This window comes from Actinoplanes sp. NPDC048967 (genome assembly GCF_040649415.1).
In the GTDB taxonomy this organism is placed as follows: domain Bacteria; phylum Actinomycetota; class Actinomycetes; order Mycobacteriales; family Micromonosporaceae; genus Actinoplanes.
Window position 1 is genome coordinate 1,252,085 of sequence record NZ_JBEZFL010000001.1, and the last position, 20,182, is coordinate 1,272,266.

Annotated in this window: 16 protein-coding genes; 7 read left to right on the top strand and 9 right to left on the bottom strand. The window is 73.8% G+C overall.

The annotated features are described in order from the left end of the window. Positions 1 to 10: 10 nt before the first annotated feature. The 6 genes from AB0C12_RS05815 to AB0C12_RS05840 all read right to left on the bottom strand — a co-directional run bounded on the left by AB0C12_RS05815 (position 11) and on the right by AB0C12_RS05840 (position 6,476). Complete coding sequence (locus AB0C12_RS05815; RefSeq protein WP_360544566.1) at positions 11 to 1,060, bottom strand: M14 family zinc carboxypeptidase; 1,050 nt, start codon at positions 1,058 to 1,060, stop codon at positions 11 to 13. 56 nt (positions 1,061 to 1,116) lie between these two features. Beyond that, positions 1,117 to 1,830 (bottom strand): hypothetical protein, encoded by a 714-nt coding sequence (locus AB0C12_RS05820; protein ID WP_360544568.1) that lies wholly within the window; start codon positions 1,828 to 1,830, stop codon positions 1,117 to 1,119. A gap of 55 nt (positions 1,831 to 1,885) precedes the next feature. Next, positions 1,886 to 2,155, bottom strand: coding sequence for a hypothetical protein (locus AB0C12_RS05825; protein WP_360544570.1), 270 nt, complete (start codon positions 2,153 to 2,155; stop codon positions 1,886 to 1,888). After that, a complete protein-coding gene (locus AB0C12_RS05830; protein ID WP_360544572.1) occupies positions 2,152 to 3,336 on the bottom strand; it encodes a DUF4157 domain-containing protein in 1,185 nt (394 codons plus the stop codon). Before AB0C12_RS05830 ends, AB0C12_RS05825 begins: the two co-directional genes overlap by 4 nt. A gap of 222 nt (positions 3,337 to 3,558) precedes the next feature. Beyond that, positions 3,559 to 5,661 (bottom strand): EAL domain-containing protein, encoded by a 2,103-nt coding sequence (locus AB0C12_RS05835; RefSeq protein ID WP_360544574.1) that lies wholly within the window; start codon positions 5,659 to 5,661, stop codon positions 3,559 to 3,561. Between the two features lie 5 nt (positions 5,662 to 5,666). Continuing rightward, positions 5,667 to 6,476, bottom strand: coding sequence for an SAM-dependent methyltransferase (locus AB0C12_RS05840; protein WP_360544576.1), 810 nt, complete (start codon positions 6,474 to 6,476; stop codon positions 5,667 to 5,669). A gap of 245 nt (positions 6,477 to 6,721) precedes the next feature. Between AB0C12_RS05840 and AB0C12_RS05845 the strand changes: the two genes are divergently transcribed. The 3 genes from AB0C12_RS05845 (at position 6,722) to AB0C12_RS05855 (ending at position 11,930) form a co-directional block, all read left to right on the top strand. Next, positions 6,722 to 8,188 (top strand): NlpC/P60 family protein, encoded by a 1,467-nt coding sequence (locus AB0C12_RS05845; protein ID WP_360544578.1) that lies wholly within the window; start codon positions 6,722 to 6,724, stop codon positions 8,186 to 8,188. Between the two features lie 4 nt (positions 8,189 to 8,192). Then, positions 8,193 to 9,257: a hypothetical protein gene (locus AB0C12_RS05850; protein WP_360544580.1), complete on the top strand. Its 1,065-nt coding sequence runs from the start codon at positions 8,193 to 8,195 to the stop codon at positions 9,255 to 9,257. Positions 9,258 to 9,371: 114 nt separating this feature from the next. Further along, complete coding sequence (locus tag AB0C12_RS05855; RefSeq protein ID WP_360544581.1) at positions 9,372 to 11,930, top strand: hsp70 family protein; 2,559 nt, start codon at positions 9,372 to 9,374, stop codon at positions 11,928 to 11,930. A gap of 26 nt (positions 11,931 to 11,956) precedes the next feature. Here AB0C12_RS05855 and AB0C12_RS05860 read toward each other — a convergent pair whose 3' ends face one another. The 3 genes from AB0C12_RS05860 to AB0C12_RS05870 all read right to left on the bottom strand — a co-directional run bounded on the left by AB0C12_RS05860 (position 11,957) and on the right by AB0C12_RS05870 (position 15,847). Then, positions 11,957 to 12,466 (bottom strand): hypothetical protein, encoded by a 510-nt coding sequence (locus tag AB0C12_RS05860; protein ID WP_360544583.1) that lies wholly within the window; start codon positions 12,464 to 12,466, stop codon positions 11,957 to 11,959. Between the two features lie 100 nt (positions 12,467 to 12,566). After that, positions 12,567 to 14,054, bottom strand: coding sequence for a dynamin family protein (locus tag AB0C12_RS05865; RefSeq protein WP_360544585.1), 1,488 nt, complete (start codon positions 14,052 to 14,054; stop codon positions 12,567 to 12,569). Then, the gene (locus tag AB0C12_RS05870) at positions 14,051 to 15,847 is read right to left on the bottom strand and encodes a dynamin family protein (protein WP_360544587.1); all 1,797 of its coding nucleotides are present in this window, start codon (positions 15,845 to 15,847) and stop codon (positions 14,051 to 14,053) included. The genes AB0C12_RS05865 and AB0C12_RS05870 overlap by 4 nt, the downstream gene beginning before the upstream one ends. 224 nt (positions 15,848 to 16,071) lie before the next feature. On the opposite strand from AB0C12_RS05870, the gene AB0C12_RS05875 reads away from it, so the two are divergent. From AB0C12_RS05875 to AB0C12_RS05890, 4 genes are all read left to right on the top strand, one after another. Further along, positions 16,072 to 16,695, top strand: coding sequence for a response regulator transcription factor (locus AB0C12_RS05875; protein WP_360544589.1), 624 nt, complete (start codon positions 16,072 to 16,074; stop codon positions 16,693 to 16,695). Between the two features lie 12 nt (positions 16,696 to 16,707). Further along, positions 16,708 to 17,367, top strand: coding sequence for a DUF4255 domain-containing protein (locus AB0C12_RS05880; protein WP_360544591.1), 660 nt, complete (start codon positions 16,708 to 16,710; stop codon positions 17,365 to 17,367). Further along, positions 17,364 to 19,355 (top strand): ATP-binding protein, encoded by a 1,992-nt coding sequence (locus AB0C12_RS05885; protein ID WP_360544593.1) that lies wholly within the window; start codon positions 17,364 to 17,366, stop codon positions 19,353 to 19,355. Before AB0C12_RS05880 ends, AB0C12_RS05885 begins: the two co-directional genes overlap by 4 nt. A 90-nt stretch (positions 19,356 to 19,445) precedes the next feature. Further along, positions 19,446 to 20,135 (top strand): DUF4157 domain-containing protein, encoded by a 690-nt coding sequence (locus tag AB0C12_RS05890; RefSeq protein WP_360544595.1) that lies wholly within the window; start codon positions 19,446 to 19,448, stop codon positions 20,133 to 20,135. Positions 20,136 to 20,182: the final 47 nt, after the last annotated feature.

The window sequence follows — 20,182 nt, forward strand, 5'->3', positions numbered from 1 at the left end:
TCCGGCCGGGTCAGGCGGCGTCCACGCGCGCCAGCGGGGACAGGACGCCCGGCAGGGAGGGACCGCGGTCCGGGATCGCGTCCGCCCGCGCCGGGTCGGCCCGCCGCAGCGATCCGTCCGCCGCCGCCTGCACGGTGGCGAGCATCGACACGAACGCGGTGCGGATCTGGGACTCCACCTGCTCGGCGGGCAGATCGGACAGCTCGACGAGCAGCGACGCACTACCCAGGATCCCGTACGCGTTGCGCGCGATGCCCTCGTAGTCGCCACCGGGATAGCGCGTCACGTTGGCCCCGGCCACCCGGGTCATCGCGAAGTTGTTGACCACCGCGAGCCGACGCGCCGCGGTGACCGCCGGAGCCGGGGCCAGCGGGCTGGTCGGCCACAGGATCGACGCGGTGGTCTCCCGGCCGTCGGGCTGCAGGTAGCGGCCCTGCATGTGGTAGTCGATCACGACCTGCGGCCGGGTGGCCTGCCACCACCGCAGGATCGCGCGCGACTCGGGCACCGGGTTGTCCCCGATGGGCGTGAGCGGGTTGTGGAAGCGGTTGATGTCGTACCCGACGCCCGGCTCGGTGTAGTCACCGGTGGCGGCCGGGTCATGGTTGTAGCGCTGGTTGCGTACCGCACCGTCGGGGTTGGCCTGCACCACGACGTCGATCGTGACCCGGCTGAGCAGCCACCGGTGCCAGGCCGTGCGGGGCACCCCCAGAGACCACAAAAGGCGTACGGCGGCCGGCGTACCCAACGGCTCGTCGCCGTGCTGCTGGGTGACGTAGAGCAGCCGGGTGGGGCCGTGCCCGACGCTGGCCAGGCGCAGCGCCCGGCCCTCGTTGCTGCGGCCGATGACGCCGAGCCGGACCCGGCCGGCACTGTCGCGGGCGACGCGCGCGAGGGAGCGGCGCACCTCGTCCGGGCTGGGCCGGGCCGGGATGAGCCGGGTGGGCACCTCCGCCACACCGGCCGGTGCGGCCGGCGCGGAGGTGCCGGCCCGGGCGGGAGCGGCGAACAGGGTGGTGCTGAGCAGGACCGCGGTCACGGCGGCGGTGAGCGACTTCATCCGGGTTCCCCCTGATCGACATTGATCGATGAGCGTCGCTCCACCGTACCGTCGGATCAGCCGGCCTTGCCGATCGACATGTACTGCACCGTGTCGCCCTTGAGCTCGAAGAGGACGGTCCAGCCGGCGTGGCCTTCGACCGGCAGCTCGTACGCGGTCTTGGAAGTGCTCTTGAGCCCCTTGCCGGCATAGGCCGCCTTCAGCTCGGCCACCGACGAACCCCGCTTGATCCCGGCCTCCGTGACAGCATCCTTCGGCGCGGCGATGGAGCTGAGCTCGCCGTCCCGGAAGGAGGCACCCCCGGCACCGAGGTACGCCTCCAGCCGCTCGACGATGCGCTGCGTGGAATCGGCGTACGCCTTGGCGGCCTTGGCCGAACCGGCCGCGGAAGTGTCGGTGCCCGCGTCGGCCTTCTCGACGGCCTTCTCGAGCTTCTCGTCAGCGGCCATCCGCTTGGGATCAGGCTTCGGGCCGCCGACGAACGAGTACACGTTCTTGCCGAGCACGGTGGAAACGGGCTCGGTCTGCAGCTCCCCGGTGGCCAGCGCGTCCTTCTCGGACATGGTGATGGTGAGCTTGCCGAAGGAGTCCGGGCCGAAGTACTTGACGGCGGGCGCACTGGAGGCGGCCGTTCCGGCGCCGGCGACCGAGGCCGGCTCGGCGGCGGTGGGCGTCTTGCAGGCGGCGGTGAGGCCGGCGACGGAAAGGGTGAGGAGGCCGGCGATGGCTTGCCGGCGCCAGGTGAATCGATGAAGGTCCCCGTTATGCATGCGGGCAGCCTAGATGGCCCGCACCACCAAGATCCATCGACATACGCCGTCACGCTCAGGAGCCGCCGGGCGTCGTCCTCCACAGCCGTCCGACCTCCGCATATGCGGCGTCGGCGCGGTCCACGACGAGGATCGTCTCGCCGGTGCGCCGGGTGCGTGGCGTCGGATGGTCGACGCCCAGGACATGGATGGGGTGCCCGGTGCCGGCGTCGTAGAGGGTGGGCAGACCGAGGAACTCGCCTGGTCGGGAGTCTCCGACAACGACGAGCCCGCCGCGGGCGGCGATGTCGAACACCTCATTGATCTGGAACTCCGTCGCCGTCATGGCTGACCGTTCCGCAAACGCTCCAACGCCGGTCCTTCGCTCGCGTATGCCTCGTCCTCCAGCTCGCGCAGCGGCCGGCTCAGGTGCTCGCCGTCGCGCTGTTGCTGGATGTGGGTGTGCTCGTGGGCGATGGTAGCCGCCAGAGCTTCCTCGTCGGTGAAGCTGGCCGGCCCGAGCCGGATCTGGGTGCCGTTGAGTTCGGAAGGCGTGTAGGCGCCGGCATCCATGTGGTCGAGGTACCGGATCTCCTCCGGATCGGAGATGATCACGACGTCGACCTCATCGAGGTCGATGCCCATCCGTTGCGCGATCGACTGGACGTTCTCCGAGGTCATCGGGGTGCCCGGGCCGTTGTCCAGGACATCCCGGTTGGTACGCACCGGGCTCTTGCTGAAGAACGGCGGTCCTCCTGCGTGGGGCGTGGCGGGAGCGTCGGTGGCGCCCCGCCTGAGCTCGATGATCCGGTCCCCCAGTCGGCGCATCGCCTCGCCGAGTTCGCGGAGGCTGCTGATCAGGCTCTTCAACCACCGGGCGATCTTGGCGGCCCACGCAGCGCACAGCGTCGTGACCTGCTCCGCGACCAACGGTGTCGCCACCCCCGCGGTGGCGATCAGCTCACCGGCGTAGACGATCAGTCGCGAGACGACCGTCGCGATCGCGTCCCGCACCATGAGCCGCACTGTGCCGATCACCATGCCGGCACCTTCGGTGATCAAGGCGGTGCCCTCAGCAGCCCGGCTGAGCGTCAGCAAAGTGTGTGCCCGTCGCTCCGCGTGACGCCGGTACGCCTCCCCGGCCCGGCCGGTCCATTCGCTGACGTCCCAGCGCACCGACCGCACCAGCTGGTCGGACTGCTCCCGGAGCTCGGCGGCCATGTTGCGCCAGGTCTGCGCGTGTGCCGCGATCTGGGCCGGATCACCCGCCAGCCAGTCCAGTGCCTCGGACAGCGGCTTCACATGCTCGATCAGCCAGGCGATGCCGTACTGCAGCAGCGCCCCCACCGGATCCGACACCAGGGCCAGCCCGTCCAGTCCGGCCCCGACCACGCCGAGCGTGCCGTCGATCCAGGAGCCGTTCTGCACGCCGGAGATGATCTGCTCGATGTCCTCGGCGATCCAGACGCCCGCCCACGGACTCGTCTCCCGCGCCGACGGCGCCGCGATCAGCGGGTTATCGGCCATCGGTCCTCGGCATGACTGCCCTTCCCCCGGGAGCTGCGCCAGAGTAGTCGGTGACAACACCGACCGGCACCGACCTCGCCACCGGCGACCAACCAGCTCGATCGGGTTGACATCGTCAGCCGGCAGTTCCCCGACGTCGCGGTGTCCACGATCGATCCGGGGACATGGCCGATGTCGCCGCCCGGACTTTCACCCAGCCCGGGCATCGTCACCACGCCGTGTTCAGTTGACGGGTTCCTCGCGCAGCAGGTCGGCCACGCCGGCCGGGAGCATCGGGCGGGCGAACAGCCAGCCCTGGCCCGTGTCGCAGCCCAGCGCCCGCAGCCGGTCCGCCTGCAGCCGGGTCTCGACCGCTTCGGCCGTCACGCTGATGCCGATCGTGTGGGCCAGCCGGATGATCGTCTCCACGATGCGTTCGTCCACCGAGTCGCCGCCCGCCGGGTCGCGCAGGCCGTCGACGAACGGGCCGGCCAGTTTCAGCGTGTGCACCGGCAGCCGGCGCAGGTACGCGAAGTTCGAGTATCCCGTGCCGAAGTCGTCGATGGCGATGCGGATGCCGCGCTCGGCCAGGCTGGCCAGCGCCTGCAGCGGGCCGTTGGTGTCCATGATCGCGCTCTCGGTCAGTTCCAGGACCAGCAGTGACGGGTCCAGGCCGGTACGCGTGAGGATGCTCTCCACCTCCGCCGGCAGCGTCGGCTCGTGGGCCTGTGAGACCGTGATGTTGACGCTGACCGAGATCCGTACCCCGGGGAAGCGCCGGGCCCAGTCGGCCGCCTGGCCGCACGCCTGCTCGAGGACCCAGCGGCCCAGCGGCACGATGACGCCCGTCTCCTCGGCCAGGGTGATGAACGAGTCCGGGGCCAGCTCGCCGAGCTGGGGATGCTGCCAGCGCAGCAGCGCCTCGACGCCGATCAGGCGCTGGTCGGCCAGGCTCACCAGGGGCTGGTAGACCAGGGTGAACTCGCCGCGGTCGAGGGCGTCGGGCAGCGCCGCGGCCAGCGCGTACCGGGCCGCCTGGCGGGCGTTGCGGTCGGCGTCGTACATCACGAAGCGGCTGCGGCCCTCGGACTTGGCCACGTACAGGGTGAGGTCGGCGGCCTTCATCAGCTCGGCCGGGCTGGTGGCGTGGACGTTGCTCTCCACCACGCCGATGCTGGCCGACACCCGCATCCGGTGCTGGCCCAGCTGGTACGGCTCGGCCAGCACGGCCAGGGTCCGCTCGGCCAGCCCGGTCAGCTCCGCCGGGCCGCTCGAGTTCTCGATCAGCAGCACGAACTCGTCGCCGCTCATCCGGCCGGCGAGCTGGCGGAAGTCCGCCGCGCACGCGCGCAGCCGCTGGGCCACCGCCACCAGCAGTTCGTCGCCGACCTGGTGGCCCAGGGTGTCGTTGACCCGTTTGAAGCCGTCCAGGTCCAGGTAGCACAGCCCGACCCGGGCGTCCGGGTCGCCGGTGTCGAAGATCCGCTGGAGCTGCTCGCCGACCATCGTGCGGTTCGGCAGGCCGGTCAGCGGGTCGTGGGTGGCCTGATGCTCCAGCCGGTGCTTGAGCCGGCGGCGGTCGGTGATGTCCTGGACCATGGCGATGGTGAACTCCGGGGCACCGGCCTCGTCGCGGATCAGGGACACCGTCAGATCGGTCCAGACGACCGCGCGGTCCTTGCGGTAGTAGGCCTTCTCCATCCGTACGTGATCATGCTCGCCGCCGATCAGCGCCTCGTACATCTTCCACATCTCGGGCGGGTCCTCGGGGTGGTTCAGCTGCGGCACCAGCAGACTGCACAGCTCCTCGGTGGTGTAGCCGAGCAGGTCGGCGAACGCCTGGTTGACCTGGACGATCCGGCCGTCCATGGTGCTCACGCCGATGCCGATCGCCGCGCCGTGGAAGACCGCCCGCAGCCGGGCCTCGCTGGAGCGCAGCGCGCGCTCGGCGGAGGCGTGCGCGCTGAGCACCGACCGGCCGAGCAGCTCCTGCTCGGCCATGGTGGCGTCGCGGATCGCCGTCGCGTAGCCGGCGGCCACGGCGGCCTGGATCTCCACGATCCGGTCCGGTCCGGCTCCGGTGGCCGCGGCCAGGTGGGTGCCGATCAGGGAGACAGTGGCGGCGAGCACGGCCGGTTCGGTCAGATGCGCCTCGACCAGCGCGGAGCCGATCGCGCCGACCGCCTCGGGGTTGCACGAACCGGCCCGCGCCGCCTCGGCGAGCCGATCGGTCAGGCTGCCCAGCAGGGCGTCCAGTCCGCCGAGGTCCATCGGCACGAAGCCCTCGTGGGCCACCAGCCGGCGCCAGCACGCCGCGAAGTCCGTCAGCCCGCCCTGCGAGCCCATCCCGGTCAGTCTTTTCGGCCGACGCCGGCGTAGGCACCGACCTGCTCAGGGTGCTCGCCGGCCGGATCACCGGGATCCGGCCGCCACAGCGGTATGAACACCAGACCAGGATCGACCAGGGAGAACCCGTCGAAGTAGGCGGCGATCTGCGCCTGCGTGCGCAGCACGATCTCGGTCGCGGTACGGCTGGAGAGTCGTTGCGCCTCCACCACCTCGCGCGGCTGCCCGTCGGCCGTGGCGTGCGACACGAGCAGGTAGCTGCCGGGGACCATCGCGTCCCGCAGCGCCGCCACGGCCGCGGCCGGCTCGTCGCTGTCCGGCACGAAGTGCAGCACACCGGCCAGCAGCACGGCGACCGGTGCCCTGAAGTCGAGCAGCCCGAGCCGGCCGGCCTCGCCGAGCACCCGGTCGACGTCGCGGACGTCCGCGCAGATCACGCCGGCTCGGTCCACCTCCCGCAGGATCGCCCGGCTGTGCTCGACCGCGACCGGGTCGATGTCGACGTAGACCACGGCCGCGTCCGGGGCGGCGGCCAGGGCGATCTCGTGCACGTTGCCGGCCGTCGGGATGCCCGAGCCGATGTCGAGGAACTGGCGTACGCCCTGCTCGACCAGGTAGCGCACGGCCCGGCGCAGGAAGACCCGGTTGGACCGCATGGTCTCGCCGATGTTCGGTGTCATCGCGGCGATCTGCTGGGCCAGCGCCCGGTCGACCGCGAAGTTGTGCGCCCCGCCGAGGAAATAGTCGTAGACCCGCGCGGCGCTGGGCCGATCGACGTCGATGCCGGCTGGAACCCGGTCGGACGGTCCGGTCACGGTGGAGCCTCCCTGTCGCGGCGCGCGGTCGATCTCCACAATGGCCCGTGGCACCGCTCCCGGCCCTCGGCAAAGCGGTGGGTCAATATCGGACGAAGGGGTGAACCTGGCCGGCGGCGCGCTGCCCGATGGGGCAGCGATCGGCACCCCGGGCCGTGCCTGTTCCGCCCGCCACCGGCACCCCGGCCGTTCCTATCGTGGCGGGATCGCGGCCGGCGACCTCTTCCCGGCGAAGGAGGGACCCCATGCGGACGTACTCGGCCGAGCAGATCTACGGGTTCGCGCTGAGCGCCGGGTTCTCTCCCGACGCGGCCGCCACCATGACCGCGATCGCCCTGGCCGAGTCGCGGGGCAACACCGGCGCGCACAACTCGACCGGGGAGGACTCCCGGGGGCTGTGGCAGATCAACGCGGCGGCGCACCCGGACCTGGCCCGCCGGTACGACCTCTACGACCCGGTCCACAACGCCCGGGCCGCCTTCGAGGTGTCCGGCGGCGGGGCCGACGTCTCGCCGTGGACGGTCACCCACGGCAATTCCTCCGCCCGCTACCTGCAGTACCGGGACGAGGCCCAGGAGGCTGCCGTCGCGGCCGGCCAGCGGCCGGGCCTGGGCGTCTGGACCGGCACCCCGGGGTACGGGCATCCGCTCGCGCCCGGCGGCGGCGCAGGTGGTGGCGGTGCCGCGGCGTTCGCCCAGGGGGCCACCGGCGACAACGCGGCCCTCGACCGTTTCCTCGAGGTCGCCCGCAACCAGATCGGTGACCGGTACGTCTTCGGCGCGGAGGCCGACCTCGAGGACGCCGACCCGGAGACCTTCGACTGTTCCGAGCTCACCCAGTGGGCCGCGAGCCAGGCCGGGGTGACCCTGCCCGACGGCGCCACCCAGCAGTACCTGCACCTGAAGAAGCTCGGGGTGCTGGTGCCGGTCGAGGAGGCCAAGGACATCCCCGGAGCCCTGCTGTTCTCCTTCGACCGCGAGCCGCGCCTGGGCGACGGCCGCACCCCGGGCGCGCACGTCGCGATCAGCCTCGGTGACGGCGCCACCGTGGAGGCCCGCAACTCGCGCGACGGGGTCGGCCAGTTCACCTCCGGCGACCGCTTCCAGTACGCCGCGGTCATCCCCGGCATCTCCGACGGCGAGGCCACCGTCCCGCCCCCGGTCACTCTGCCGCCGATCGAGCCGCCACCCCTGCTCGGCGGCCCGGACACCGACGCGGACGGCCTCAGCGACGCCTACGAGCAGCAGGCCGGCTTCGACCCCGCGAACCGGGACACCGACCACGACAACCTGCCCGACGGTTACGAGGCCGTGGTGATCCGCACCAACCCGCTGCTCGCGGACAGCGACGCCGACGGGCTCTCGGACGCGTTCGAGATCCCCAGCGGGCTCGACCCGAACTCGCCGGACACCGACCGCGACGGTCACCTCGACGGCAGTTTCGCGGCCGACTGGCGCGACGACGACCGGGACGGCCTCGACAACCGGCTGGAACAGATCAGCGGGCTCGATCCCACCCGGGCCGACAGCGACAACGACGGCATCGCCGACCAACTGGAGCTGCAGAGCGGCCCGGATCCGGCGGCCGACCCGCCCGGCGGCCCGTTCGGCCCGCACGATCCGCTCGGCCCGCCGGGCCGGCTCGGCCCCGCGGACGTTCGCGGCGCGAGCGGCCCGCTCGACGCCGATCCGTACGACTTCCCGGGCAGCTGAGCAGATGCACGTCGAGATCGTGCTCCCGCACGTGCCGGCCGACCTCGTTCCCGGCACGCGCACGACGGTGCCGGCCGAGCTGCACAACCCTTCCGGTACGCCGGTCAGCCTGCGGTTGTCGGTCGCGCGGGGCCGGGTCGGCGACTGGGCGCTGGTCGAACCGGCGACCGCCGACCTGGCACCGGGCGCGCACACCACCGTCGACGTGGTGTTCGACCCGCGGGCCGGCACCGCGACCGACGCCGCCCTGCTGCCGTTCACCGTGCGGGCGACCGACGCCGTCGACGACGCCCGGGTGGGTTCGGCGACCGGGCTCGTGCGGTTGACCGGCCGCGACGACCTCACCGCAACGCTGGGCGCCGAGGTGGGCACGGCGGCGGTCGGCCGGTACGCGCTCTGGCTGCAGAACCGCGGCACAAAGGCGGTCAGTCTCGGGCTGGCGGCGCGGCTGGAGCCGGACGCCGGCCGGGCCACGGTGGAGCCGGCCGTCGTGGAACTCAGCCCGGGCGGCACCGCGACCGCCCGGGTCACCACCCGTCCGCGGCGGCGCCTGGCCGGGCGGCCCAGGATCTACGGGGTCACGGTGGCGGGCCGTGACCTCTCCGGCAGTGGTGACGGCCGGCAGGTGCTGACCGTACGGGCGGACGGCGCGGCTCCGGCCCGTACCGGTGTCGCAGTGGTCCTGGCCGTCCTGACCGTGCTGGTGGGCGCCGGCGCGCTGACCGCCTGGCTCGCCCCCGGCCGGCTTCCGTTCCTCGACCGCCGGGCCGCCCCGGCGACCAGCAGCGCCGCCCCGCCCGCGGGCGCGGTACGCCGGCCGTACGTGATGGTCGACTCCCGCCCCCAGCTCGCCCCCACCGACCGGACCGCGGCCGAGGCGACCCTGACCCAGCTCACCGCGGTCGGGTTGCCGGTGCGGCTGGTTGACAGCAGGACGTCCGACGAGATCGCCGACGGGACCAACGGCTTCTGGGTGGTGCTGCGCGACGGTTTCGGCTCCGCCGAGGAGGCCGACGCCTTTTGCGCCCGCTACCGAGGGGTGACACCGCAGTGCGAGGTCGTCCGCTGAGCTGCCGTCGACGTGCCCGATCGGGCAGCGGACTGCCCGTAAGGCCGCACGTCCGGTCGTCTTCGGCCGCTCGTCGACCGCCCTACCGTCAAGAGCACGCTTCGGGAGGACCTCGTGGAGTACGGCCTGGGTGTCGACCTCGGAACCACCTGCACCGCTGCCGCGGTGCGGGTGGGGGAACGTCTGGAGATCGTCCAGCTGGGCACCCGGCGGCCGGAGATCCCGTCGGTGGTGTTCGTCAAGGCCGACGGCGAGCTGCTGATCGGCGACGCCGCCGACTGGCGCGGGGACGCCGAACCGGACCGGCTGGTGCGCGAGTTCAAGCGCCGGATGGGCGACCCGGTGCCGATCATGGTGGCCGGGTCGCCGTACTCGGCCCACATGCTGACCGCCCGGCTGCTCCGGCACGTCGTCGACACCGTGACCCAGCAGCGGCAACAGCGGCCGAGCAGCATCACCGTCGCCCACCCGGCCAACTGGACGCGGTTCAAGCGGGACTTCCTGAGCCAGGCCGCGCACCTCGCCGAGCTGGACGACGTGGCGTTCCGCACCGAGCCGGAGGCGGCGGCCCGGCAGTACGCGGCGGCCGAGCAGCTCGGGACGGGCGAGACGCTGGCCGTCTACGACCTGGGCGGCGGCACGTTCGACGCCGCGGTGCTGCGCCGCGGTGCCGCCGGCTTCGAGCTGCTGGGCGAGCCGGAGGGCATCGAGCACCTGGGCGGCGGCGACTTCGACGAGGCCGTGCTCGATCACGTGACGACCATCCTCGGCGGTCCGTTCGCAGAGCTCGATCTTGATGACGACGTGGTGGTGGGGCTGGCCCGGCTGCGCCGCGACTGCGTACGGGCCAAGGAGAACCTGTCCGCGGACACCGAGACCAGCGTGCAGGTGGCGCTGCCGGGGCTGCACCAGCGGGTCCGGCTGAACCGCTCGGAGTTCGAGGCCCGGATCGGCCCGCCGCTGGAGCAGACGGTGGCGGCGATGCGCCGGGCGTTGCGTTCGGCCGGTGTCGCGCCGCAGGATCTGCGGTGCATCCTGATGGCCGGCGGCGCCACCCGCACTCCGCTGGTGGGACAGCTGCTGGCCGCGGCGTTCGACCGACCGCTGGTGCTGGACGCGCATCCGGAGCACAGCGTGGCGCTCGGGGCCGCACTGACCACCGGCCCGGCTCCCGTGCCGGCCGCAGCACCCGCGCCCGCCCCGGCGCCCGCGGTGGGGACCGCGTCTATTCCGGTGGTGGTCGCCGCCCCGGTCAAGCGCCGCGGACGGTGGCGGGACTCGCTGCGCAAGGCCGCCGGCCGGACCGGGGCCACCCTCACGACCCGGCGCGGCGGGCTCGCGGCGGGCGCCGGTGGCGTGACAGCCGCCGCGGTCGTCGCGGCCCTGCTGTGGTGGCCCGAGGCCGATGCCGACGTCACCCCGCCGCCGGGTCCGCCCCCGTCGGCGCCGGCCGGCCCGGTCCAGCTCTTCGCGGCGACGCTGCCGGGCCCGGTCGGCACGGCCGCCACGGCCGACACCCAGCGGGTGTTCGTCACCACCGGCCGGACGATCCAGGCGCTCCGGCGCGCCGACGGCCGACCGGCCTGGGCGCGGCCGTTCACCGCGCCGGCCGCAATTGTCGCGGCACCGCAGCTGGCCGGCGACACCCTGTACGTGCCCGGCGACGACCAGCACCTCTACGCCGTGAACGCCGCCGACGGTGAACAGCGGGCCCGGATCAGCACCGGCACCCGCGACCCGGGCCCGCCCAGCGCCGCCGGGGACGCCGTCTACTTCGGCACGTCGGGTGGCTCGGTCCGCAAGATCCGGGCCGCCGACCGCATCCCGCAGTGGCGGTTCCAGACCGGCAACGCGGTCTCCCGGCCGCCCGCCGTCGCCGCCGGGCTGGTCGTGGCGAGCAGCGGCGACGGATCCCTGTACGCGTTCGGCGACGACAGCGGTGACCTGCGGTGGAGCGCCGAGCTGAAACCGTCGTCCGCGCCCGTCCTGGCCGGCGGCCGGGTCTTCGTGGGCAGTGACGACAAGCGGGTGCACGCCGTCGACGCGCGTACCGGTGAGACCGACTGGATCTTCGCGACCGGCGCGCCGGTGGTGTCGACGCCCACCGCCGCCGGTGCCCTGGTCCACGTCGGCGGCCAGGACGGGATCGTCTACGCGATCGACGCGGCGACCGGGGACGAGCGCTGGCGGTTCCCCGGGGCGGCCGGTGAGGAGTTCGGCTCCCCGGTGGTGGCGGCCGGGGTGAGTTACGTCGCGGCGTCCACGGGACGGCTCTACGCGCTGGACGCGGCGACCGGGCGTCGGCTGTGGACGTACGACCTGAAGGGTGAGCCCGCACCGCCGCTGCTGGCCGACGGGGTGCTCTACCTCGGCACGGCCGGCAAGCTCCTGTACGCGTTCCGGGTCGCGCCGCCCGGAGCCGCCGTGCCGTCGGTGGCGCCGTCGCGGCCGGTGGCGACAGTGCCGACGCCGACCCGTACGCCGCAGCGGGTCCCCACGCCGGCCCGGACCGAGCCGGGGCGCCGGACCCCCACCCCGACGAAGAAGCCGACGCGGACGAGCCGGCCGCCGAGGACGACCCCTCCACCCACCACCAGGCCACCCACGACGCGGCCCCCAGCGGAACCCACGACACCGCCCACAGCACCCGACGACCCCGGCGACGGCGGCTGACCCGCGCCCCGGCCCGGCCCGGCCCCCTAGCTGTAGGTGTCAGGACCGTTGTTGACGCGGGTGATGGGTGGCTGGCCTCCGAGCGCGGTGTGGGCTCGATGGTAGTTGTAGGTGTGGAGCCAGCCGGGGAGCGCGTCGGCGCGGTCTTGGCCGTGTGCGCGCCAGCCGCCGCCGTCTCGGATCCGGCCGATCTTGTTGACGTCGACGTGCAGGAGTTCGCCGGGCCGGTCGCGTTCGTAACGGCGGATCAGCTGGCCGGTGGGCCGGTCCAGCCAGGCCGGCCGGTGCAGCCGGTGGCGGGTCAGCACGGCGTGGATGGTCGAGGCGGGCACGTCCAGCAGCGCGGCCAGCCGTCGTGGGCCTTGTTTGAGCGCGGTACGCAGGGCGCAGATCCACGCCTCAACATCCGGCGGTGTTTTACCCGGTAGCCGATGCGCGGTGCTGGGCCGATCGATCAGACCGGCGTCGCCCTCAGTGCGCCACCCAATGAGCAGGCGTCTGCCATGCAGGGTCAGCCGGGCGTTACGGTGGGCCATGAAGACCTCCGGTCTCGGTGGAAGCGTCGCAACTCCCACCTCGCCGGAGGTCTTCTCACATTCCAAGCCGCCACGCCGTACTCAACAACGGTCATGGGCACTACACCTGGCCCGGCCGGGGTGCTCGCAGGCCGGTCAGAATTCCTTCGCAGGTCCGGACGGTGGCCCGGGCCGCGGCCCGCATCTCGTGCACGGACAGCGGATGCTCGGCGATCCGCCGCCAGCGCCGCAGAGCCGCACCGGCCTCAGCCAGCAGCAGGTCGGCCGGCGCGTCCGGCGGTTGGCCGAGCCTAATCGCCGGCTCCGCCCCGCCGCCGCCCAGCAACCTTCGCATCTCGTCCAGCCGGTCCGGGGTCCCCGGCAGCCGGCCGGAGCTCAGCAGGTGCAGCAGCCGGATCTCCACGAACTCGTGGGCGCCGGCCCGGATCTCCTCGGCTCGGGCGGCCAGGTCACCGGCCGCGTCGTAGCGATGCCCGCGCAGCAGGTCGTCCAGGGTGGTCAGCGCGGAGCGGGCCTTGAGCACCTCGCGCCGCCCGAGGAACTGCGCGGCCAGGATGGCCTGCAACCGGTCCAGGCCGCTGCGCACGGTGAGCTCGCGGGCCAGCCCGTCGGCGCTGCTCACCGCACCCTCGCGGATCAGCTGGACGCCGAGCCGTACGCCGAACAGGCCCAGCCGGTCCAGGACCTGCTCGCGGGCCGGCCCGGTGGCCGTAACGTCCGCCCGGGGCGCGACGAACCGGTCGGCGGTCAGCAGCATCGCGACCAGGTCCGGGCCGGGTACGCCGGCGAGCAGCTGCAGCGTCCGGAAATCCTCCTCGCGCAGGGTGGCGCCGGCCGCGCCGAGCAGGCCGGCCACCGGTACGACGATCGGGCAGAGCCGGCGCAGCCGTTCGTCCGCCTGGTAGCGGGCCGCGACGGTAGCGGCCGTGGTCATCGCGTCCAGCCGGCAGCCGCCGACCTCATCGGCCCGGGACAGCACCCCGACCGCGTTGATCGGTGAGCCCCGGGCGAGGTCGTCGCCGCGGAACGCCTCCAGGAAGCGGATGTCGGTGCTGTGCATGTGGCGCAGCAGGTAGACGACCGCGTCGGCCTGGGCCCGGTGCTCGTCGTCGGCGCCGAGGTGGGCCAGCGTCCGGACCGACACCTCGGCCGAGATGGACGCCAGGCCAGGGGTGTCGATCAGCGTGTGTTCACGCAGCCGCCGGCTGGGCACCTCGACGTCCAGCCGGTCCACCCGTTCGGCCGGATGCCCCAGGTCCACCCGGATCGCCCCGGACTGCCGCCGGAACGGCCGCTGCTCCGCCGGCCCGCCGGTGAGGTGCACGACCACCCGGTACGCCGGCCCGTCCCGGTACCAGGTGACGATCTTGGTGCACTCCCCGGCGTCGGTGGGCGCCAGCTCCTCCCCCACCATCGCGTTGAGCAGCGTCGACTTGCCCGCCTTGACCTTGCCGGCGATGGCCACCCGCAGCGGCTCGTCCAGCCGGCGCAGCGCCGCGCCGACCACCGCGCGGGCCGCCGGCTCGTCGATGTCCCGGCCGGCCAACAGGAGCAGCTCCCGGACCCGTTCCAGCAGCTGCCGCGTCATGGCCGGCCGCCGCTGCGGGCCAGGCCCTCGCCCACCCGGTCGAGGGCGCGGGCCTGACCGTCCAGCTCCCGGGCCCGGCCGGCGCGTTCCGCCGCGGGCAGCTCCCCGGCCTCCCGGACCGCCGCCAGGGCCTGGGCCGACGACCGCTGCGCGGCCAGGGCCCGGGACGCGAACTCGTCGCGCAGATAGCGCTGCGCCCGGCGGACGGCGTCGCGGGAGTCGTTGCCGACCACGAAGCCGACCTCGTCGACGTAGCGGCGCAGCTCCTGGCGGGCCAGCTGCTGGCGCTGCTCGACCTGGCGACCGCGCTCGATCTTGAACAGCCGGTGGCCGACCACGAGGCCGGCGACCGCGCCGACCGGGCCGAGGAACGCCATCTCCAGCAGCGTGCCGACCGCGTGCGCGACGACCACCCCGCCGACGGCGAGCCGGGCCGCGGTGAACATGCCCAGCCACCGGCCGGCCGTCCGGTCCTCGCGCATCCGCGGGCCGTCGACCGTGGACAGGGCGCCGGCCAGGGCGGGCAGGTCCAGGTCGAGGGCGCCGTACTCGTGGTCGAAGTGCTCGGCGACGTCACGGGCGAGCTCGTCGGCCCGGGCGACCAGCGCGTACAGGTTGTCGACGGCGACCGCGGTGGCCTCCTTGGCCGCCCAGGCCTCGAAGTCGGGCCAGGTGTCCTTGGGGTCGCCCAGCTCGAGCAGCGCCTCGCCGCGCCGCTGCATGGACCGCAGCCGTTCCCGCAGGTCCTGGTCGACCTGAGTGCCGAGGTCCTGGATGCCGTCGTTGAGCGCGGTCTGCCAGGAAGCCGCGGGGCCGGCCAGGCGCGCGCTGCGGCGGACCTTCTCGGCCAGCCGGTCGGCGATCTCCGCGGACGCCTCCGGGTGGTGCACGGCCGTGCGTTCGACGGCGACCTGGTCGCGCAGCTGGCCGAGGACGAACGCGACGTCGCGCCGGGTCGCGGCCACGGTGGCGGTCTCGGCGCCGGCGAGGACCTCCCGGGCGAGGATCTCCAGCAGGGCGGGGAAGCCGGACTCGTCGTTCAGGGCGTCGTCGCCGCTGCGGCCGGCATGCAGCCGCAGGAACGACGAGACGGCGACGAGGCGCAGCGGAAGGCCGGCCCGAGCCAGGTGGGCGCGGTTGAGGTCGGCGATCCGGCGCCACTGCCGGTGCAGGTCGGTCTTGGTCATGACGCACACGACCGCGGGGCAGCCCTGCACGGTACGCCGCAGGAAGTCGAGCTCCGGCTCGGTGAGCTCCTGCGCGGCGTCGGTGACGAACAGCGCCGCCCGGGCCAGCGGCAGCACGCCGAGGGTCAGATTGCCGTGGGCCGAGTCCAGGCCGCCGACGCCGGGGGTGTCGACGAAGGTCATCCCGCCGCGCAGCAGCCGGCGGTCGAGGCGGACCTCCACGGTACGGACGGGCTGACCGTTGTGGCCGCCGGCGACGACCTCCCGCAACCGGTCGAAGGGCACCGCCACCCGCGACGGGCTCTCTCCCTCGGCGCCCACGAACGCCGCAGCCGAGGGTGGCGTCCCGTACCGGACGATGGTCGGCACCGCGGTGACCACGTCGGCGTCGACCGGGCACACGTCGGTCCGCAGCAGCGCGTTGATCAGGGTGCTCTTGCCCTGCTTGAACTCGCCGACCACCGCGATCGGCACGTCGGCGCCGGTCAGCCGGGCGCTGAGCTGGTCGAGCCGGGCCACCAGATCGCTGCGGTGCGCCTGCTCGGCCATCCGGCGCACCTCGCCGAGGTCGGCCAGCGAGCGCGCCACCGCTGCGCTCTGTGTCACGCCGGCCTCCCTCGGTGATGCCTTCGGGGAAACTGTCGGTCACCGCGCGGCGGGTTGTAAACCCGCGGCCGGGCTCACGGCCCGCGGGGTCGGCCGATCAGGCACCGCCGTTCCGGCCTTTCGGGCAGCTCTGACTGACGTTGAGTGCACGTTTACTGCACGCGGAGTCGCGCCCGACATCCTGGTCCGGCTGTCCCGCGGCGGTGTCGACCTTGGAGGCGGAGATGACACGGATACCGGTCTACCTGGATGCCGGCGACCCGATCTGCCGGGCCGGGCTGGCCAGCCAGCTGCGGCCGCGGCCCGAGGTGCTGGTGCTCGACGACGGGGAACGCGACCGGGCCGAGGTCGGCGTGGTGGTCACCGACAAGATCGCCGACGAGTCGATGCGGGCCCTGCGCACGATGCGGTGCGCCGGCATCAACCGGCTGATCGTGGTGGCCGGCCAGATCGACGACGGCGACCTGGTGGCGCTCATGGAGGTCGGCGTGGCCGGGTTCGTCCGCCGGGCCGACGCGACCGCCGACCGCCTGGTGACAGTGATCCGGTCGGCGGCGGCCGGTGAGGGCTCGGTTCCGCCGGACCTGCTCGGGCGGCTGCTCGCCCAGGTCGGCCAGCTCCAGCAGCAGGTGCTCGGCCCGCGCGGCCTGACCTTCTCCGGCCTGTCCGACCGCGAGGTCAAGGTCCTCAAGCTGGTCGCCGACGGACTGGACACCTCGGAGATCGCCGTCTCGCTGTCCTACTCGGAGCGCACGATCAAGAACGTGCTGCACGAGGTGACCAGCCGGCTGCAGCTGCGCAACCGGTCGCACGCCGTGGCGTACGCGTTGCGCAACGGCCTGATCTGACGGGCGTCCGCGGTGATTCACGAGGTCGACGAGGCGCTGCGGCGTCTGGTCAAGGAACAGGCGCTGCACGGCACCGACGTGGAGATCGCTTTCGAGGCGCCGACCAAGGACTGGGCGGCGCGGCGCAACGCGCCGACGGTCAACCTCTACCTGTACGACATCCGCGAGGATCTGCGCCGGCGGCAGCGCGGACTGCTCAACGAGTACGCCAGTGACGGCACCGTGGCGGCCCGGCACGTACCGCCCCGGCACATCAAGCTGTCCTACCTGATCACCGCGTGGACCCAGCGGCCCGAGGACGAGCACCGGCTGCTGTCGGAGCTGTTGCTGAACATCCTGGCCAACGAGGCCATGCCGGCGGACCTGCTGACCGGGTCGCTCGCCGCACTCGGGCTGCCGGTGCCGATGACGATCGCGCTGCCACCGCCGGAGGACCGGGCCTTCGCCGACGTGTGGACCGCACTCGGCGGGGAGCTGAAGCCGTCGCTGGACGTCGTGGTCTGCGCACCGGTCGACGCCGGCCGCCGCTTCCCGGCCGGGCCACCCGCGACCGAGGGCATGCGCATCACCGTCGGCGACGACGCGGCGGTGGCGCACCACGTGGACGCCGCCGGGGCGCCGGCCGGGCCGTCCCGGGTGAGCATCCGCCGCGTCGCGGAGCCCCGGACGTGACGAGCCCGCTGGCGGCCGTCCTGGACGGGCTGGCCGCGCTGGAGGGGCGGATCCGGACCGCGGTCGCCGACCGGCGGGCGCTCGATCCGAACCCGGACGACCCGTTCCGCGGGCTCTACCTCTCCGACGAGGCGATCGCGGCACTGCTGGACGAGCGGCGTACGCCGTTTGCCGCGCCCACCGGCGGCTCCCGGCTCGGAGCGCTGGCGCGGGCCGCCCGGCTCACGCCACTGGACGAGGAACTCCTGCTGGTCGCCCTCGCGCCGGATGTCGACGGGCGCTTCGAGCAGTTCTACGGCTACCTCAACGACGACGTGACGCGGCGGCGCGCGACCGTGAGCCTGGCGCTACGACTGTGCGGTGTCGCCGAGGCCTCCGCGGGCGGGCGGGCCCGGCTGGACGCCGCGGCCCCGCTGGTCCGGTGCTGCCTGGTCACTGTGGAGCGGCCGGACCGGCCGTTGCTGTCCCGCACGTTGCGCGTACCGGATCGGGTGGTGGCCCATCTGCTCGGCGACGACCGGCCCGACCCGGCGCTGGCGGAGATCCTCGCCCGGCCGGACCTCACCGGCATGCCGGTCCCGCCCGGCGCCGACCGCCTGGCCCGGGCGCTCGGCGCCGGAGCCGAGCTGCTCTACCTGCGGGAGCAGCCCGGCGCCGGCGGGCTGGCCACCGGGCTGGCCGGCCTGACCCTGCTCGACCGGCCCGCGCTGGGAGTGGACGCCACCCGCTTCGCCGCCGCCACCGAGCGGGCCGAGCTGGCCCGCGCGCTGGTCCGCGAGGCGGTGCTGACCGGCGCCGGCCTGGTGCTCGGCCCGGTAGGCGCGGACGGGCCGGGCGCCTGGCTGGACGCGCTCGCCGAGGTGCCCTCGGTCGTGCTGTTCGGCGCGGCCGGCTGGGACCCGTCGTGGAGCCGGCGGCCCGCCCTGCTGCTCGACGCCGTACCGATGGCTGCCGGACAACGCGCTGCGCTGTGGCAGGCCGCCCTTGCCGGCCGGCCCGCGGTGACCACCGACGCGGCTGCGGTCACCGCCCACTTCGTCCTGGACCCCGTGCAGGTGCGCCGGGCCGCCGACGCCGCGGCGCTGGACGCGCTCTCCGACGGTGGCACGATCAGCGCCGCCCACCTGCGCCGCGGCGCGCGCAGCCAGAACGCGGCCGGACTGGAACGACTCGCCCGCCGGATCCAGCCCGGCGTCGACTGGCCCGACCTGGTACTCCCGCCGGCCGTACTCGGGCAGCTGCGGGAGTTCGCGGCGCGGGCCCGGCACCGGCACCTGGTGCTCGACGACTGGCGGATGCGGCCGGGCGGCGGCCGGGGACGCGGCATCACCGGGCTGTTCGCCGGGGACTCCGGCACCGGCAAGACCATGTCGGCCGAGGTGATCGCGGCCGAGCTCGGTCTCGACCTCTACACGGTCAACCTGGCCACCGTGGTGGACAAGTACGTCGGCGAGACCGAGAAGAACCTCGAACGGATCTTCGCCGAGGCCGCCGGGGTCAACGGGGTGCTGCTGTTCGACGAGGCGGACGCCATCTTCGGCAAACGCTCCGAGGTGCGCGACGCCCACGACCGGTACGCCAACATCGAGAGCGCGTACCTGTTGCAGCGGATGGAGACCTTCGACGGGCTGGCCATCCTCGCCACCAACCTGCGGGCCAACCTGGACGAGGCGTTCACCCGCCGGCTCGACACCGTGGTGGACTTCCCCACGCCGGACGAGGCGCTGCGCCGTACACTCTGGGACCGCTGTCTGGGCCGGCTCCTGCCACGCGACCGGGACGTCGACCTCGGCTTCCTCGCGGCGGCCTTCGAGCTGTCCGGCGGCCACATCCGGTCGGCGGCGGTCACCGCGGCCTACCGGGCGGCCGACGGCGAGCGGACGGTGACCATGGCCGACGTCGTCGCGGCCGTGGCCAGTGAGTACCGCAAACTGGGCCGGCTCTGCCTGGAACGGGAGTTCGGGCCGTACCTCACGCATGCCCGATAGGGCAGCAGTTCTGCACTCACGGCGGTGCCCGCGATGCTTCCCGGCCCGGGCCGGCACCGCGACCCTGGAGCTGTCCGGAAGGGGGCGGTCATGCGCGCGCACGACCACGAGAGCGACACCGATGCCGGCCTGCGGCCCCGGGGCGACCGGGTGGGCCCGGGCCACGAGGATCTGACCTACCGAGCCGCGGCGGCCGGCCGTACCGAGGCGCTGGGGACCGGCGGGCTGCTGGATCTGCAACGGACCGTGGGCAACGCCGGCGTCGGCGCGGTCGTCGGATCCGGTGGGGGCAGCCCGCTGGACGCCGACACCCGCGCCGACATGGAGGGCCGGCTCGGCGCCGACTTCGGTGACGTGCGGGTGCACACCGACCAGGCGGCGCACGACTCGGCGCGGGCCATGAACGCCCAGGCGTACACGGTCGGCTCGAGTGTGGTGTTCCAGCGCGACCGCTACGACCCCTCGTCGGCCGACGGCCGCCTCATGCTCGCGCACGAGCTGACCCACGTGGTGCAGCAGCGCAGCGGACCGGTGGACGGCACCGACACGGGCACAGGCGTACGGGTGAGCGACCCGTCCGACCGCTTCGAACGCGCGGCGGTGGCCAACGCGGAACGGGCCATGGCCCAGCCCGCAGCGCCCACGGCCCAGCGCATCTCGGACACCCCGGCCGGCACGGCGACCGTCCAGCGCGACGAGGCGCCGCCGGAAGAGGAGGAAGGGCCGGCGCAGACCTTCGTCCAGCGTGCGGAGGAGGAGCAGGAGGACCAGGCGCCGTAGCCCGTTGCCCGATGGGGCACCGTCGACTGCCTGCCCGAGGGCATGGT